General features: G+C 62.0%; 12 protein-coding genes. 8 read left to right on the top strand and 4 right to left on the bottom strand.

Annotated elements, in window-relative coordinates:
- Positions 1 to 74: 74 nt before the first annotated feature.
- The 5 genes from ACJ8IP_RS22705 (at position 75) to ACJ8IP_RS22685 (ending at position 5,864) form a co-directional block, all read left to right on the top strand.
- On the top strand, positions 75 to 2,408 hold the full coding sequence (locus ACJ8IP_RS22705) for a Tex family protein (protein WP_094142018.1): 2,334 nt from the start codon (positions 75 to 77) through the stop codon (positions 2,406 to 2,408).
- 303 nt (positions 2,409 to 2,711) lie between these two features.
- Positions 2,712 to 3,008, top strand: a complete 297-nt coding sequence (locus ACJ8IP_RS22700; RefSeq protein WP_342174348.1) for a hypothetical protein — start codon at positions 2,712 to 2,714, stop codon at positions 3,006 to 3,008.
- A gap of 4 nt (positions 3,009 to 3,012) precedes the next feature.
- Positions 3,013 to 3,237, top strand: a complete 225-nt coding sequence (feoA, locus tag ACJ8IP_RS22695; RefSeq protein WP_033645291.1) for a ferrous iron transporter A — start codon at positions 3,013 to 3,015, stop codon at positions 3,235 to 3,237.
- A 72-nt stretch (positions 3,238 to 3,309) separates the two neighbouring features.
- Entirely contained in the window at positions 3,310 to 5,625 is a 2,316-nt protein-coding gene (gene feoB, locus ACJ8IP_RS22690; protein ID WP_042785506.1) for a Fe(2+) transporter permease subunit FeoB, read from the top strand.
- Entirely contained in the window at positions 5,625 to 5,864 is a 240-nt protein-coding gene (locus ACJ8IP_RS22685; protein ID WP_004930758.1) for a FeoC-like transcriptional regulator, read from the top strand. Before feoB ends, ACJ8IP_RS22685 begins: the two co-directional genes overlap by 1 nt.
- Before the next feature lie 43 nt (positions 5,865 to 5,907).
- Here ACJ8IP_RS22685 and ACJ8IP_RS22680 read toward each other — a convergent pair whose 3' ends face one another.
- Positions 5,908 to 6,192, bottom strand: a complete 285-nt coding sequence (locus ACJ8IP_RS22680) for a YdgH/BhsA/McbA-like domain containing protein (RefSeq protein ID WP_004930765.1) — start codon at positions 6,190 to 6,192, stop codon at positions 5,908 to 5,910.
- Positions 6,193 to 6,462: 270 nt separating this feature from the next.
- Positions 6,463 to 7,233 carry a pimeloyl-ACP methyl ester esterase BioH gene (gene bioH, locus ACJ8IP_RS22675; protein ID WP_164107055.1) on the bottom strand — a complete coding sequence of 257 codons (771 nt, stop codon included), beginning with the start codon at positions 7,231 to 7,233 and terminating at the stop codon, positions 6,463 to 6,465.
- A gap of 40 nt (positions 7,234 to 7,273) precedes the next feature.
- On the opposite strand from bioH, the gene gntX reads away from it, so the two are divergent.
- Positions 7,274 to 7,957, top strand: coding sequence for a DNA utilization protein GntX (gntX, locus tag ACJ8IP_RS22670; RefSeq protein WP_069100680.1), 684 nt, complete (start codon positions 7,274 to 7,276; stop codon positions 7,955 to 7,957).
- Positions 7,958 to 8,015: 58 nt separating this feature from the next.
- The gene (gene nfuA, locus ACJ8IP_RS22665; protein WP_004930777.1) at positions 8,016 to 8,591 is read left to right on the top strand and encodes a Fe-S biogenesis protein NfuA; all 576 of its coding nucleotides are present in this window, start codon (positions 8,016 to 8,018) and stop codon (positions 8,589 to 8,591) included.
- Between the two features lie 184 nt (positions 8,592 to 8,775).
- Here the strand turns inward: nfuA and malQ are convergent, their stop codons facing one another.
- Entirely contained in the window at positions 8,776 to 10,869 is a 2,094-nt protein-coding gene (malQ, locus tag ACJ8IP_RS22660) for a 4-alpha-glucanotransferase (protein WP_262825511.1), read from the bottom strand.
- A gap of 9 nt (positions 10,870 to 10,878) precedes the next feature.
- Entirely contained in the window at positions 10,879 to 13,284 is a 2,406-nt protein-coding gene (gene malP, locus ACJ8IP_RS22655) for a maltodextrin phosphorylase (RefSeq protein WP_103101828.1), read from the bottom strand.
- Between the two features lie 460 nt (positions 13,285 to 13,744).
- Here malP and malT point away from each other — a divergent pair, with 460 nt between their 5' ends.
- On the top strand, positions 13,745 to 16,459 hold the full coding sequence (gene malT, locus ACJ8IP_RS22650) for an HTH-type transcriptional regulator MalT (protein ID WP_033651750.1): 2,715 nt from the start codon (positions 13,745 to 13,747) through the stop codon (positions 16,457 to 16,459).
- Positions 16,460 to 16,462 lie beyond the last annotated feature (3 nt).

Genomic DNA, 16,462 nt, shown 5'->3' with positions numbered 1-16,462 from the left:
GCTGGCATTTTCCGCGATCAATCCGTATAACTGTCCCCTGTTTATTCACCGTTCTCAATACAGATACCAGACCTATGAATGACCCACTGAGCCGCATTATTGCAACAGAACTGCAGGCCCGGCCGGAGCAAGTCGACTCCGCCATCCGTCTGCTGGATGAAGGTAATACCGTGCCCTTTATTGCACGCTATCGTAAGGAAGTCACCGGGGGCCTGGACGACACCCAACTGCGCCAGCTGGAAACCCGCCTGGGTTATCTGCGTGAACTGGAAGATCGTCGTCAGACCATCCTGAAGTCGATCGATGAACAGGGCAAACTGACCGAACAACTGGCGGGGGCGATCAACGCCACGCTGAGCAAGACCGAACTCGAAGACCTCTACCTGCCGTACAAACCCAAGCGCCGCACCCGTGGCCAGATCGCCATCGAAGCCGGTCTGGAACCGCTGGCGGACACGCTGTGGCAGGATCCGCAACAGCAGCCGGAACAGCTGGCTGAACGCTACGTCGACGCCGAGAAGGGCGTGGCGGACGTGAAAGCCGCCCTCGACGGCGCGCGCTATATCCTGATGGAGCGCTTCGCCGAAGACGCCGCGCTGCTGGCCAAGGTGCGCGACTACCTGTGGAAAAACGCCCATCTGGTCTCCAAAGTGGTCGAGGGCAAGGAAGACGAAGGCGCTAAGTTCCGCGACTATTTCGATCACCACGAACCGATTTCCCAGGTGCCTTCGCACCGCGCGCTGGCGATGTTCCGCGGCCGCAACGAAGGCGTGCTGCAGCTGGCGCTGAACGCCGATCCGCAGTTTGAGGAAGCGCCGCGCGAAAGCCAGGCGGAGCTGATCATCATCAATCACCTCAATCTGCGCCTGAACAACGCTCCGGCCGACGCCTGGCGCAAGGCGGTGGTCAACTGGACCTGGCGCATCAAGGTGCTGCTGCACCTTGAAACCGAACTGATGGGCACGGTGCGCGAACGCGCGGAGGATGAAGCGATCAACGTCTTCGCCCGCAACATGCATGATCTGTTGATGGCCGCGCCGGCCGGCATGCGCGCCACCATGGGCCTCGATCCTGGCCTGCGTACCGGGGTGAAAGTCGCCGTGGTCGACGCGACCGGCAAGCTGGTCGCCACCGACACCGTCTATCCGCACACCGGGCAAGCGGCCAAAGCCGCCGCCATCGTCGCGGCGCTGTGCATCAAACACAACGTGGAGCTGGTGGCGATCGGCAACGGCACCGCTTCACGTGAAACCGAGCGTTTCTATCTCGACCTGCAAAAGCAGTTCAGCGACGTCCGGGCGCAAAAAGTGATCGTCAGCGAAGCGGGCGCGTCGGTGTACTCCGCGTCCGAACTGGCGGCGCAGGAGTTCCCGGATCTCGACGTGTCGCTGCGCGGCGCGGTGTCCATCGCCCGTCGTCTGCAGGATCCGCTGGCGGAGCTGGTGAAGATCGACCCGAAATCCATCGGCGTCGGCCAGTATCAGCATGACGTCAGCCAGAGCCAGCTGGCGAAAAAGCTGGACTCGGTGGTGGAAGACTGCGTGAACGCCGTCGGCGTCGATCTGAACACCGCTTCGGTGCCGTTGCTGACCCGCGTGGCCGGCCTGACGCGCATGATGGCGCAGAATATCGTCAACTGGCGCGACGAGAACGGCCGCTTCAGCAACCGTGAACAGTTGCTGAAAGTCAGCCGTCTGGGGCCGAAAGCGTTCGAACAGTGCGCCGGCTTCCTGCGCATCAACCACGGCGACAACCCGCTGGATGCCTCTACCGTCCACCCGGAAGCCTACCCGGTGGTGCAGCGCATTCTGGCCGCCACCGAGCAGGCGCTGCAGGATCTGATGGGCAACGCCTCGGCGGTGCGCAGCCTGAAAGCGGTCGATTTCACCGACGACAAGTTCGGCGTGCCGACGGTCACCGACATCCTGAAAGAGCTGGAGAAACCGGGCCGCGACCCGCGTCCGGAGTTCAAAACCGCCACCTTTGCCGAAGGCGTGGAAACCCTCAACGATCTGCAGCCGGGCATGATCCTGGAAGGGTCAGTGACCAACGTCACCAACTTCGGCGCCTTCGTGGATATCGGCGTGCATCAGGACGGCCTGGTGCATATCTCCTCGCTGGCGGACAAGTTCGTCGAAGATCCGCACACCGTGGTGAAAGCCGGCGACATCGTCAAAGTGAAGGTGATGGAAGTCGATCTGCAACGCAAACGCATCGCGCTGAGCATGCGTCTGGATGAGCAACCGGGCGAAGGCTCGCCGCGCCGCGGCGGCAACGCGCCGGCACAGGCGCGCGACAACGCCAACCGTTCGGCGCCCGCCAACAAGGCCAAACCGCGCAATGCGGCGCCGGCCGGCAACAGCGCCATGGGCGACGCGCTGGCGGCGGCTTTCGGCAAGAAACGCTAAGTCAGACCAACAGGGCGGAGCCTGCTCCGCCCTTTCCAATGAAGAAAACTTGCGGCATTTTTGACCCGTCTCAATAAACCATCATCTTTTTATTTCCCGTTCTTGTGTGACCGTCCTCCCATTATTCAGCCAGCAAAAATCCCTTCTGCAGCCGTTTATTAACAACTCCGTTAACACGCATTTTTCATCTCGCGAATTGTGAGAGAAACACAAATGGTTACCGCTCGCATTACGGCGGAATAATGTTATCGAATTGCCTTTCAGCGGAAATAAATAAAGGGAAAAAGCCATCGATATTTGCAAATGAGAAAACTCGGCTACAAATACGTAACTGATTTAACTCGCCATTCTCATTTGTCGCCGCGTATAAGCGGTGGTAAAACGGGGATTATCAAGGGGGCCAGCCAAAAAGCGGCCGCCGCCAAAATAATTGGTTACAATACCCTTACTTTTTGCATTGAATGCGATAATGATAATTACTATTATTTTCGCTCACTTTATTGCATGACCTTATGGATGAATACCGCCGACGGCGTGGCATTTTCGCCGGCAACGTCCAATTATCATCAGCCCGATGCTCATCGGCCCCCGGAAGGTTAATGACATGCAGCTTCAACCTAAACGCACATATAAGATTGTCGGCTTTTCCAGCGAGATTGCGCCGGCCTACCGCCAAAAATTGTTATCGCTCGGCATGCTGCCCGGCTCTTCGTTCGACGTGGTGCGCGTCGCGCCGCTGGGCGATCCGATAGAAATTAAAACCCGCCGCGTCAGCCTGGTGCTGCGCAGGAAGGATTTGGCGCTGCTGCAGCTCGACGGCCAGCCCTGAGCCGGCGCGCCCTCCGTTTGCCGGTGCGCCTTTGCGCCGGCGCTGTTCTCCTTGAAGACGACACGCAGAACTATGAAAAAACTCACCATCGGCTTAATCGGCAACCCGAACTCCGGCAAAACCACGCTGTTCAACCAACTGACCGGCGCGCGCCAGCGGGTCGGCAACTGGGCGGGCGTGACGGTCGAACGCAAGGAAGGCCATTTCACCACCCCGCAGTCCGACGTGCGGCTGGTCGATTTGCCCGGCACCTACTCCCTGACCACCATTTCGGAGCAGACGTCGCTCGATGAGCAGATCGCCTGCCACTACATTTTGAGCGGCGACGCCGATCTGCTGATCAACGTGGTGGATGCCTCCAACCTGGAACGCAACCTCTACCTGACGCTGCAGCTGCTGGAGCTGGGCATTCCCTGCATCGTGGCGCTCAACATGCTCGACATCGCCAAAAGCCAGCATATCGATATCGACGTCGCCGCGCTGTCGGCGCGCCTCGGTTGCCCGGTAGTGCCGATGGTCTCCACCCGCGCCGACGGCATCGGCGTGCTGAAACAAATGATCGACAATCATCGCATCAACGAACAGCAGGCGCTGGTGAACTACCCGCCGCTGCTGCTGAAAGAGGTCGCCACGCTGAGCGACGCCATGCCGCAAACGCTGCCGGCGGCGCAGCGCCGCTGGCTGGCGCTGCAGATGCTGGAGGGCGACATCTACAGCCATCGCCTGGCCGGCCCCGCCGTGGCGCGGCTGCCAGCGGCCATTCAGGCGCTGCAACAGCAGCAGCAGGAGGACCCGGCGCTGGTGATCGCCGACGCGCGCTACCAGTCCATCGCCGCCCTGTGCGACGCGGTCAGCAACTCGCAGCAGGCGATGCCCAACCGCCTGACCGACATACTGGATAAAGTGATCCTCAACCGCTGGCTGGGCGTACCGATCTTCCTGCTGGTGATGTACCTGATGTTCCTGCTGGCGATCAATATCGGCGGCGCGCTGCAGCCGATCTTCGATATCGGCTCGGCGGCGATCTTCATTCAGGGCATTCAGTGGCTGGGTTACACCCTGCACTTCCCCGACTGGCTGACCGTCTTCCTGGCGCAGGGCGTCGGCGGCGGCATCAACACCGTGCTGCCGCTGGTGCCGCAGATCGGCATGATGTACCTGTTCCTGTCGTTCCTGGAAGACTCCGGCTACATGGCGCGCGCGGCGTTCGTGATGGACCGCCTGATGCAGGCGCTCGGGCTGCCGGGCAAATCCTTCGTGCCGCTGATCGTCGGCTTCGGCTGCAACGTGCCGTCCATCATGGGCGCCCGTACGCTGGACGCCCAGCGCGAGCGCCTGATCACCATCATGATGGCGCCGTTCATGTCCTGCGGCGCCCGTCTGGCGATCTTCGCGGTGTTCGCCGCCGCCTTCTTCGGCCAGGACGGCGCTGGGGTAGTGTTCTCGCTGTACATGCTCGGCATCGCGGTGGCGATCCTGACCGGCCTGGTGCTGAAATACACCCTCATGCGCGGCGAAGCCTCACCGTTCGTCATGGAACTGCCGGTTTACCACGTGCCGCACCTGAAAAGCCTGCTGCTGCAAACCTGGCAGCGATTGAAAGGCTTCGTGTTGCGCGCCGGTAAGGTGATCGTGGTCGCCAGCATGTTCATCGGCGGCCTGAACAGCTTCTCGTTCAGCGGCAAAACGGTCGACAACATCAACGACTCCGCGCTGGCCTCGGTCTCCAAGGTGCTGACGCCGCTGCTGCAGCCGATGGGCGTCCACAGCGATAACTGGCAGGCCACCGTCGGGCTGGTGACCGGCGCGATGGCGAAAGAAGTGGTGGTCGGCACGCTGAACACGCTGTATACCGCCGAGCACATCAACAAAGAGGCGTTCGACGCCGCCAACTTCAACTTGCTCGATGAACTGGGCGGGGCGCTGCAGGAAACCTGGGACGGGCTGAAAAACACCTTCAGCCTGAGCGTGCTCTCCAACCCGATCGAAGCCAGCAAGGGCGACGGCGAGATGGGCGTCGGCTCGATGGGCGTGATGAGCAGCAAATTCGGCTCCGGCATTTCCGCCTACAGCTACCTGATCTTCGTGTTGCTGTACGTGCCTTGCGTCTCGGTGATGGGCGCCATCGCCCGTGAATCGAGCCGCGGCTGGATGACCTTCTCAATCCTGTGGGGGCTGAACGTCGCCTACTCGCTGGCGACGCTGTTCTATCAGGCGGCCACCTTCAACCAACATCCGCAGTACAGCCTGACGGCGATCCTGGCGGTGGTGCTGGTAAACCTGCTGGTGCTGTTCGGCCTGCGCCGGGCGCGCAGCCGCGTCACGGTTCGCCTGGGCAACGCCACGCCGGCGGCCTGCTGTCAGGGCGCCAAAGGGAGCTGCCACTGATGGCCGGGCTGCTGCAGGTGCGCGATGCGTTGGCGCTGCGCGGCAGCGCTCAGGCGCAGCAGCTCAGCCAATCGCTGGCGACGCCGCTGCCGCTGGTGCAGGCGATGCTGGACCGTTTGACGGCGATGGGGAAAGTGGAACGCATCGAACAGGATGACGGCGCCTGTCTGAGCGGCGGCTGCAAAAGCTGCCCGCAGGGCCAGGGGTGCAGCACGGTGTTCTACCGGCTGAAGGCCTGACGTTCAGGGGCGCCGCTGCGGGCGCCCCTTTGCCGTTCAAGGCTTATTGCTTGTCTTTGTAAACTTCGGCGATGGCGCTGAATTTACCGTGTTCGCGGCCCGCCAGGATCACGTAGTATTGACCGCCCTTTTCGTCCGCCAGTTTGGACAGCTCTTCCTTGGCATCCATCGGCGACGTGGTTTCCGCCGTGGTGGTCACGGTGCCGATCTTCTCGTATTTACCCGGATTCTTATCCAGATCTTCCTTGGTCAGCAGGGTTGCCGCCATGGAGCCGAAAGACACCGAACCCAGCACTGCCGCTGCAATAATCATCTTCAATGATTTCATGACACTAACCTCTCAATGGATAATTTATCTGTTATGAAAGCCGTCCAGGATCCATGCGTAGTACTGCAGGCTGCCGCGACATCCTCAGGCCTCGTTGCTTTCCCTGACGGGGCCTGTTTCCCAGAGACGAAACGCCAAAATGAAAATCGCCGCACGCGGTCTTTTCATTTTGCAGCCAACGCATTGACTCACTAAGTATTGAACAGCTTTGTCTTTTATCCACCCGGCAGCGTTTTTTTTCGCGCTCTATCGTGCGTTTTCACGCTGCATTCAATGTGCTGCAATAAACGCTTCGATCATCGTCACAAATTCATCGGGATGAGAGATAAACGGCGCATGGGCGGCTTTAGCCACGATCTGCGACGTGGAGTTCGGCCAGGCGGCGTCGAGCAGCTCGGCGACCTTGCGCGGCACCAGCCCGTCCAGATAGCCGTAGATCCGCAGCAACGGCAGCGGCAGCTCCGCCAGCGGCGCGCGCAGATCGGCGGTGCGCAGGATCTCCAACCCGCCGTTCAGTACTTCGACGCTCGGCGTCGGTTGGTTGAGCACCACCGCTTTCAGCTGGCGCGCATCCTGACGCGCGCTCTCGGTGCCCAGCGTCTGCAGCGCCAGAAAACGCTCGACGGTGCGCTGGAAATCCAGGCTTAGCTGGTGCTGGAAACCGCTCAGCACGTCCGGACGGATCCCCGGCCACTCATCGCGGGCGGCAAAGCACGGCGAGGAGGCCACGGTGATAAGCCCGCTGACCCGCTGCGGCTGCATCAGCGCCGCCTGGCTGGCCACCAGCCCGCCGAGCGACCAGCCGAGCCACCAGGCCTGCGACGGGGCGGCCGCCAGCACGATTTCCGTCATCTGCGCCAGCGACAGGGGGCCGAACCCCTGGCTGCGGCCGTACCCCGGCAGATCGACCAGGTGCAGACGAAAATGCGGCGTCAGCCGCGCCTGAATGCAACTCCACACTTCGGCGTTCAATCCCCAGCCGTGCAGCAGCACAAGATCGCGTTCACCTTCACCTATTGTTTGCCAGTACAGCGCTGTCATTGGTTATTGTCCTTTCATGCTTACCCGTCTCGGAGACACTATGCTATCAATCCGCAGCCGCTGTTGGCTATGCCGACAGCCATTGAGCCTGATGCGTCATGGCCTCTGCAGCTGCTGCCTGCGTCACCTGCCGGCCAGACCGCCGTGTTGCCCGCGCTGCGGGCTGCCCGCCGGGGAGACGCGCACGCCCTGCGGCCGCTGCCTGCAACGGCCACCGCCCTGGCAACGGCTGGTGTTCGTCGGCGACTACGTGACGCCGCTCAGCGGCTTGGTAAAAAGGTTCAAGTTCCACCGCGCGCCCGAGCTGGCGCCGGCGCTGGCGCGCCTGATGCTGTTGCGCTGGCAGCAGGCGCGCAGAGAGCAGTATCTGAACAGACCTGACCTGATTTTGGCGGTACCCTTGCATGCAACACGCTGCTGGCGCCGTGGCTATAACCAGAGCGATCTGCTGGCCCGGCCGCTGGCGCGCTGGCTGGGCTGCGCCTACCGGCCCGCCGCCTTGCGCCGGGTGCGCAAAACCGCTCTGCAACAGCGGCTGAGCGCCTCTGCCCGCAGACGCAATCTGCAGCGCGCGTTCGCCTGTACCGTGCCGGTCGCCGGCCGGCATATCGCCCTGGTGGATGACGTGGTGACCACCGGCAGCACCGTCTCGGAGATCGCGGCGCTGCTGCGGCGGCAAGGCGCCGCCTCGGTGCAGATATGGTGCGTTTGCCGCACGTTGTAGTGCCACGGCAATGGGCGTATTATAACCGACTATAGAAGTCAACTATTGAGCTAATGCTATGATCCGTATAACAGATGCTGCACAGGAACACTTTGCCAAACTGCTGGCAAATCAAGAAGAAGGCACCCAAATCCGCGTATTCGTGATCAACCCGGGCACGCCGACGGCCGAATGCGGTGTCTCTTATTGCCCGCCGGACGCGGTAGAAGCGACGGATACCGAACTGAAGTTCGACAAACTGTCCGCCTATGTCGATGAGCTGAGCGCGCCGTATCTGGAAGACGCCGAAATCGACTTCGTGACCGACCAGTTGGGTTCTCAGCTGACGCTGAAGGCGCCGAACGCCAAGATGCGCAAGGTCGATGACGACGCGCCGCTGATGGAACGCGTGGAATACGTGCTGCAGTCGCAGATCAACCCACAGCTGGCGGGCCACGGCGGCCGCGTAACGCTGATGGAGATCACCGACGACAACATGGCTATTCTGCAGTTCGGCGGCGGTTGCAACGGCTGTTCGATGGTCGACGTCACGCTGAAAGAAGGCATCGAGAAAGAGCTGCTGCAGAAGTTCCCGGAGCTGAAGGGCGTGCGTGATTTGACCGAGCACCAGCGCGGCGAGCACTCCTACTACTGATACCCTTCTTACTTGAAGTTGCAGCGTTGTTGGCCGCATGCGCGCACCCCAGTCACTTACTTAAGTAAGCTCCTGGGGTTTTACGCACTTGCCGCCTAGCTGCAACGCCAATTAATTCGGGTATCCGTCATTTGGATGGGACTAAAGTTCTCGTCCTTTGACCTAATACAACGACACCTCATCGTCACCCCACCGACACCTTGCGTCGGCGCTTGTCCAAATCCTTCAGCAGCCGGTTTATCCGCGGGTCGGCGAACATCTCCTCCAACGTCCGGGTCAGCTTGCGCCGCCAGTTAGGGTACTGGTCACTGGTGCCGGGAATATTGACCGGCTCGGCCATGTCCAGCCAGTCTTCCGGCTGCAGGCCAAGCAAGGCGCTGGCGCTGTCAGCGACATAACGCTGCAGGCCGCGGTTGAGCAGCGGGCTCATGCCGAGCAGCGCCGCCTTCTTGCCCACCTTCTGCGGCACGCAGCCATAACGATGCAATCCATCCAGCAGCCCCTGCTTGGCGCGTTCTCGATCGGCGAACAGCGCCCGCAGGATTTCCGCGTCCGGGTAGAGACCCAACCGGTTGCCGAGCGTCAGATCGTCGCTTTGCCAGTAGCCGCGCAGCGTCGGCAGATCGTGGGTAGTGATGGTCGCCATCGCCTGCACCGGATAGGCCTGCGGCGCGCGGAAATGGTGTTCGCCGTCGCTTTCGAAATAGAGCACTTTGTAGGAATAGACGCCGCTGTCGCGCAGCTTGCCGACGATTTCCACCGGCACCGTACCGAGATCCTCGCCGATCACCATGCAGCGATGGCGCTGGCTTTCCAGCGCCAGCACCGCCAGCAGATCGTCCACCGGATATTTGACGTAGGCGCCGCGATCGGCGGTTTCGCCATACGGGATCCACCACAGCCGCAGCAGCGCCATGACGTGATCGATACGCAGCGCGCCGCAGCTGGTCATGTTGGCGCGCAAAAGATCAATGAACGGCTGATACCCGCGCGCCGCCATCACGTGCGGATCCATCGGCGGCAGGCCCCAGTTTTGCCCCAGCGGGCCCAGAATATCCGGCGGCGCCCCGACCGACGCTTTCAGGCAGTACAGCTCGCGGTCACACCAGGTTTCCGCCCCGCCTTCCGCCACCCCGACCGCCAGATCGCGATACAGGCCGATCGGCATCTGCTGCTGCCTGCTCTGGTCAAAACACTGCGCGAACTGGGTGGCCGCCAGCCACTGCAGCCACAGGTAAAAACGAACCGTTTCCTGGTGTTCAGTGCAGAACTGCCGCACCGCTTCGCTATCCCCCTGCCGATAACGTTCGGGCCAGGCCGGCCAGCCCCACTGGCTGATGTCATCCGCCGCCAAATGGGCATGCAGCGCGTCGAAGGCCGCTTGCCGATACAGGCTGTCGCCGCCGTCCGTCACGAATTGCTCGAACGCCTGACGCTGCGCGTCGTTTGGCTTGCGCGCCTGAAATACCGGAAACGCCAGCTTCAGCGCCGCCAGTTTCAGCTGCATCACGGCGGTGTAATCCACCCACTCCGCAGCGCGCGCTTTGGCGAGCTGTTTCTGCGTCGCCGGCTTCTGCCACCAGCGCTGCGCCGCGTCGCTGCGCTGGAAATCCTCCACCGCGTTGACGTCGATATACGCCAGGTTCAGCCAGCGGCGTGACGAGGGGCTGTAAGGGCTGGCGCTCTCCGGGTTGGCGGGGTACAGCGCATGGATCGGGTTGAGGCCGACGAAAGCGCCGCCGCGTTCCCCCACCTCTTCCACCATCAGGCGCAGATCGCCGAAATCGCCGATGCCCCAGTTGCGATCGGAGCGCAGCGTGTACAGCTGAACGCAGGCGCCCCACAGCTTTTTGCCGGTCAACAAGGCGTCCGGCTCGAAGCAGCGCCTCGGCGCGACGATCACTCGGCATGACCACTGCCGTGCGCCCTGTCTCAACGTCAATTGGTGGTAACCCGCCGGCAGCTCGCCGGGCAGCGTCAGGGTCTTGCGCGCGCCGACGCGCCCCTGCAGGCATTCGCCGTCTTCACACTGCAGCGCCCACAGGTATTCGCCTTCGCCCGTCGGCGTCAGCGCCAACGGCGCGCCCTGATAGAACACCTTGACCGCCGGTAACGGCGGCGGCGCGGTATCCTGCACCGCATCATCGGCCCACTTCATGGCCGCCAGCAGCTTGCGCTTGGTCTGCGGCTCAATCGCCTGCCGTTTGCCGTGAGCATTGATGAAATCGGCAGCGATCCCCGCCTGCGCTGCCGCCTGATCGATACGCTTGCGATCCATTCGCTCTCCTTAACGTTTGGCTTGCCAGATGCGCTGCTGGTAATCGCGGATCGAGCGATCCGAGCTGAACATGCCGACGCGCGCGGTGTTAAGGATAGTCCGCCGCGTCCACTCGTCCCGATCGCGATACAGCTCATCGACCCGGCGCTGCGCCTGGCAGTACGAGGCAAAGTCCGCCAGCACCAGATAGGGATCGCCGCCTTCCAGCAGGCTGTGCAGCATCATGTCGAACGCGTGCTTGTCGCCGTGGCTGAACGCGCCGCTCGCCAGTTCATCCAAAATCGCCTTCAGGTGCTTGTCCTTCTTGCGGTAGCTGAGCGGATCGTAGCCCTTCGCCACTATCGCCTTCACCTGCTCCACGGTATTGCCGAAGATAAAGATGTTGTCTTCGCCCACCTGCTCGGCGATTTCGACGTTGGCGCCGTCCAGCGTGCCGACCGTCAGCGCGCCGTTCAGCGCCAGTTTCATGTTGCCGGTGCCGGAGGCCTCTTTACCGGCGGTGGAGATCTGCTCGGAGATATCCGCCGCCGGGATCATCAGTTCGGCCACCGAGACGCGGTAGTCCGGAATAAACGCCACTTTCAGGCGATCTTTCACCAGCGGATCGTGATTGATCTTCTCGGCCGCCTGATTGATGGCGTAGATGATGTTCTTCGCCAGGTAGTAGCCCGGCGCCGCCTTGGCGCCGAACAGGAACACGCGCGGCACGATGTCCAGGTTCGGGTTGTCGCGCAGCTGGCGATACAGCGACAGGATGTGCAGCAGATTCAGGTGCTGGCGTTTGTACTCGTGCAGGCGTTTGATCTGCACGTCGAAGATCGCGTCCGGATCGAGCGTCAGCCCCATCACGCCGTGCACGTAATGAGCCAGCGCCACCTTGTTGTCGCGTTTGATCTGCTGATAACGCTGGCGGAACGCCGCGTCGTCGGCGAATTTCTCCAGCCCGCGCAGCGCGTCGAGATCGCTCGCCCACTCCACCTTCAGCGTCTCGTCGATCAGGCCCGACAGCGCCGGATTGCACTGTTTCAGCCAGCGGCGCGGCGTGATGCCGTTGGTGACGTTATGGAATTTGTTCGGCCACAGCTGGTGATATTCCGGGAACAGATCCTTCACCACCAGATCCGAATGCAGCTGCGCCACGCCGTTAACCGCAAAGCCGCTGACCACGCACAGGTTGGCCATGCGCACCTGCTTGTCGTGGTGCACCGCCAGCTTGGCCCACACCGCCTCGTCGCCCGGCCAGTGCTTATCCACCAATTTTTTAAACCTGGCGTTGATCTGTTTGATGATGGAGAAATGGCGCGGCAGCAGGCTGCGCACCAATTTTTCATCCCAGCGCTCCAGCGCTTCCGGCATCAAAGTGTGGTTGGTGTAGGCGAAGGTGTTGCTGGTGATCGCCCAGGCCGCCTCCCACTCCAGCTGATGCTCGTCCAGCAGAATGCGCAGCATTTCCGGAATGGCGATGGTCGGGTGGGTGTCGTTCAGCTGGATCACTTCATACTTCGGCAGTTCTTCAATCTTGCGGCCGGCCTGATGGTGCTTGCGCAAAATGTCCGCCACCGAGCAGGCGCACTGGAAATACTGCTGCATCAGGCGCAGGCGTTTGCCGGCCTGATGGTTGTCGTTCGGGTAAAGCACCTTGGTCAGCTTATCGGCTTCTACGCCCTGCTTCTCAGCCTGCAGGAATTTGCCGTCGTTGAAATCGCCCAGGTTGAACGGATGCTGATGGGTCGCCTGCCACAGACGCAGCGGCTGCGCCACGCCGTTGCGATACCCCAGCACCGGCAGATCCCAGGCTTCGCCGCGCAGGGTGAAGGCCGGGCGCCACAGTTCGCGGCCGTCGGCCTGCTTTTCCAGCTTGCCGCCGATGCCCACGTCCACCGCCAACGCGGCGTTGTGGCGAAACCACGGATAGCTCTCGCGTTGCCAGTTATCCGGCGCCTCTTGCTGTTGCCCACCCTGGAACGACTGGCGGAACAGCCCGTACTGGTAGTTCAGCCCATAGCCGGTGGCCGGTTGTTCCACCGTCGCCATCGAGTCGAGGAAACAGGCCGCCAAACGCCCCAGCCCGCCGTTGCCCAACGCCGGATCGGTTTCCTGCTCGAGCAGATCCGCCAGCTTGACGTTCTGCTCGGCCAGCGCCTGCTCGACGGTGTCGTACCAGCCCAGGTTGATCAGGTTGTTCGCCGTCAACCGGCCAATCAAAAACTCCATCGAGATGTAGTTCACGTGACGCAGCGGTTTGGCGCTTTTGCGCGGCGCCGGCTGTGCGGCCAGTTGCTCGGCCAGCGCCGCACTGACGGCTTCCCACCATTGATGTTGCGTCATTTGCTGCGCGGAACTGAGGCCGAACCGTTGCCACTGACGGGCGAGCGCCGCCAGAAAAGCATCCTTCTTGAGCGTAGGCTGTGACATAAGGAAAACTCTCTATCCAGTAAGTGGGTCAAATTGCCGCTATCGTGCCGGTGAGAAAGCCTGACGGCATCATCCCGCCTGGGGATTAGCTGGGGAGGAGGATTGGGGCGTAGCTGGAATTGTGATCTCAGGCACTTTTTGACTCCCTTGCAACGATGCAAAAAAGCCCGCCAACGCGTGCGGCGAGCACTGAGAACGTTAACCATGACGTTAGCACAAGTATTCGCGCTGCTGAAGTTTTGTCCATGGCCGGAAATGCGATCCGCAACCGCATCGCCGTACTCCGACGCCAAACGTAAAAAAGTGTGATCGATAGCAACTTAACTCCAAGCCGATGCGGAAGCTTGTTGCAATACGTTTAGGGTTGGCAGAAGTTAGGGGGAGCTATTAATTACGAACCATAAAATAATTAGCGCCACTCCAATCCCGGCGGGAACCGCGATTTATATCCTGGAATACTATGCTGATCCCATCAAAACTGAGCCGCCCGGTACGGCTGCAAAATACCGTGATCCGCGATCGCCTGCTGGCCAAACTGGCCAGCGCGGGCAACTATCGTCTGACACTGGTCAATTGCCCGGCGGGATACGGGAAAACCACGCTGATCGCCCAATGGGCGGCCGGCAAGGCCGATCTGGGCTGGTATTCCCTGGATGAGAGCGACAATCAGCCGGAGCGTTTCGCCAGCTACCTGATCGCGGCGCTGCAGCAGGCCAGCGGCGGCCGCTGCGTCAAGAGCGAGGCGCTGAGCCAGAAGCACCAGTACGCCAGCCTGTCGGCGCTGTTCGCCCAGCTGTTTATCGAGCTGGCCGACTGGCATCAGCCGCTGTACCTGGTGATCGACGACTATCACCTGATCACCAACGACGCCATTCACGAAGCCATGCGCTTTTTCCTGCGCCATCAGCCGGAAAACCTGACGCTGATCCTGCTCTCGCGCACCCTGCCGCCGCTCGGCATCGCCAACCTGCGGGTGCGCGATCAGCTGCTGGAAATGGGCACGCAGCAGCTGGCGTTCACCCATCAGGAAGCCAAACAGTTCTTCGATTGCCGCCTGGCGGCGCCGATGGAACAGCAGGACAGCAGCCGCCTGTGCGACGAAGTCGAAGGCTGGGCCACCGCGCTGCAGCTGATCGCGCTGTCGGCCCGCCAATCCGCCTCCTCGGCCCAACTGTCGGCCAAGCGGCTGGCGGGGCTGAACGCCAGCCACCTGTCCGACTATCTGGTGGACGAAGTGCTGGATCACGTCGATGCCGATGCGCGCGCCTTCCTGCTGCGTTGTTCGGTGCTGCGCTCAATGAACGATGCGCTGATCGTGCGGCTGACCGGCGAAGACAACGGCCAGCAGCGGCTGGAGGAGCTGGAGCGCCAGGGGCTGTTTATCCACCGCATGGACGACACCGGCGAATGGTTCAACTTCCACCCGCTGTTCGCCTCTTTCCTGCGCCAGCGTTGCCAGTGGGAACTGGCGCTGGAGCTGCCGGGGTTGCACCGCGCCGCCGCCGAAGGCTGGCTGGCGCTGGGGTATCCGGCGGAGGCCATTCACCACGCGCTGGCGGCCAGCGACGTCAGCATGCTGCGCGATATCCTGCTGCAACACGCCTGGTCGCTGTTCCACCACAGCGAACTGGCCTTGCTGGAGGAGTGCCTCAACGCGCTGCCGTATGAGCGCCTGATCCAAAACCCCAAGCTGGCGCTGCTGCAGGCCTGGCTGGCGCAGAGCCAGCACCGCTACAGCGAGGTCAACACCCTGCTGGAGCGCGCCGAGCGCACCATGCGCGAACAGAAAATCGAGATAGACCAAACGCTGCACGCCGAGTTCGACGCCTTGCGCGCCCAGGTGGCGATCAACGCCGGCAAACCGGAAGAAGCCGAGCGGCTGGCGACCGAAGCGTTGAAATTCCTGCCGCTGTCCAGCTACTACAGCCGCATCGTCGCCACCTCGGTGACCGGCGAAGTGCACCACTGCAAGGGTGAACTGGCGCGCGCGCTGCCGATGATGCAGCAGACCGAGCAGATGGCGCGTCGTCATCAGGCCAACCATTACGCGCTCTGGGCGCTGCTGCAGCAGAGCGAAATCCTTATCGCCCAAGGCTTCCTGCAGGCCGCTTACGAAACCCAGGATAAGGCGTTCGAACTGATCCGCGAGCAGCACCTGGAACAGCTGCCGATGCACGAATTCCTGCTGCGCATCCGCGCCCAGATCCTGTGGTCGTGGTCGCGGTTGGACGAAGCGGAAGACGCGGCGCGCGCCGGGCTGAAAATTCTGGCCAACTACCAACCGCAGCAGCAGCTGCAGTGCATCGCCATGTTGGCCAAATGCTCGCTGGCGCGCGGCGATCTGGACAACGCCAATACCCATCTGCAGCGCTGCGAAACCCTGCTGCACGGCGCCCACTATCATCGCGACTGGCTGACCAACACCGACAAGTCGCGGGTGATCCACTGGCAGATGACCGGCGATACCGCCGCCGCCGCCCAGTGGCTGCGCCACACCGAAAAGCCCGGCATGGCGGACAACCACTTCACGCAGGGCCAATGGCGCAACATCGCGCGAGTGCAGATCCTGCTCGGCCAGTATGAAGAGGCCGGCGTGGTGCTGGATGAACTGAACGAAAATGCCCGCCGCCTGCGGCTGGTGAGCGATCTCAACCGCAATCTGCTGCTCAGCAACCAGCTCTACTGGCTGCAAGAGCGCAAGGGCGAAGCGCAGCAGGCGCTGATCGAAGCGCTGTCGCTGGCCAACCGCACCGGCTTTATCAGCCACTTCGTCATCGAAGGCGAAGCGATGGCGCAGCAGCTGCGCCAGCTGATCCAGCTCAACACGCTGCCGGAGCTGGAACAGCATCGCGCCCAGCGCATCCTGCGCGACATCAACCAGCATCATCGGCACAAGTTCGCGCATTTCGACGAGAACTTCGTCGATAAGCTGCTGACCCATCCGCAGGTGCCGGAACTGATCCGCACCAGTCCGTTGACCCAACGCGAATGGCAGGTGCTGGGGCTGATCTATTCCGGTTACAGCAACGACCAGATCGCCGGTGAGTTGGATGTGGCGGCCACCACCATCAAGACCCATATCCGCAATCTGTACCAGAAGCTGGGCGTGGCCCATCGCCAGGAAGCGGTGCAGCAAGCGCAGCAGCTGCTGAAGATGATGGGGTACGGCGCCTGATAG

Origin of the sequence: Serratia sp. CY52157 (assembly GCF_052168495.1) — a bacterium.
Classification (GTDB): domain Bacteria; phylum Pseudomonadota; class Gammaproteobacteria; order Enterobacterales; family Enterobacteriaceae; genus Serratia; species Serratia ureilytica.
Note: the sequence above shows the minus strand (reverse complement) of the source record. Positions and strands in the feature narration are given on the sequence as shown.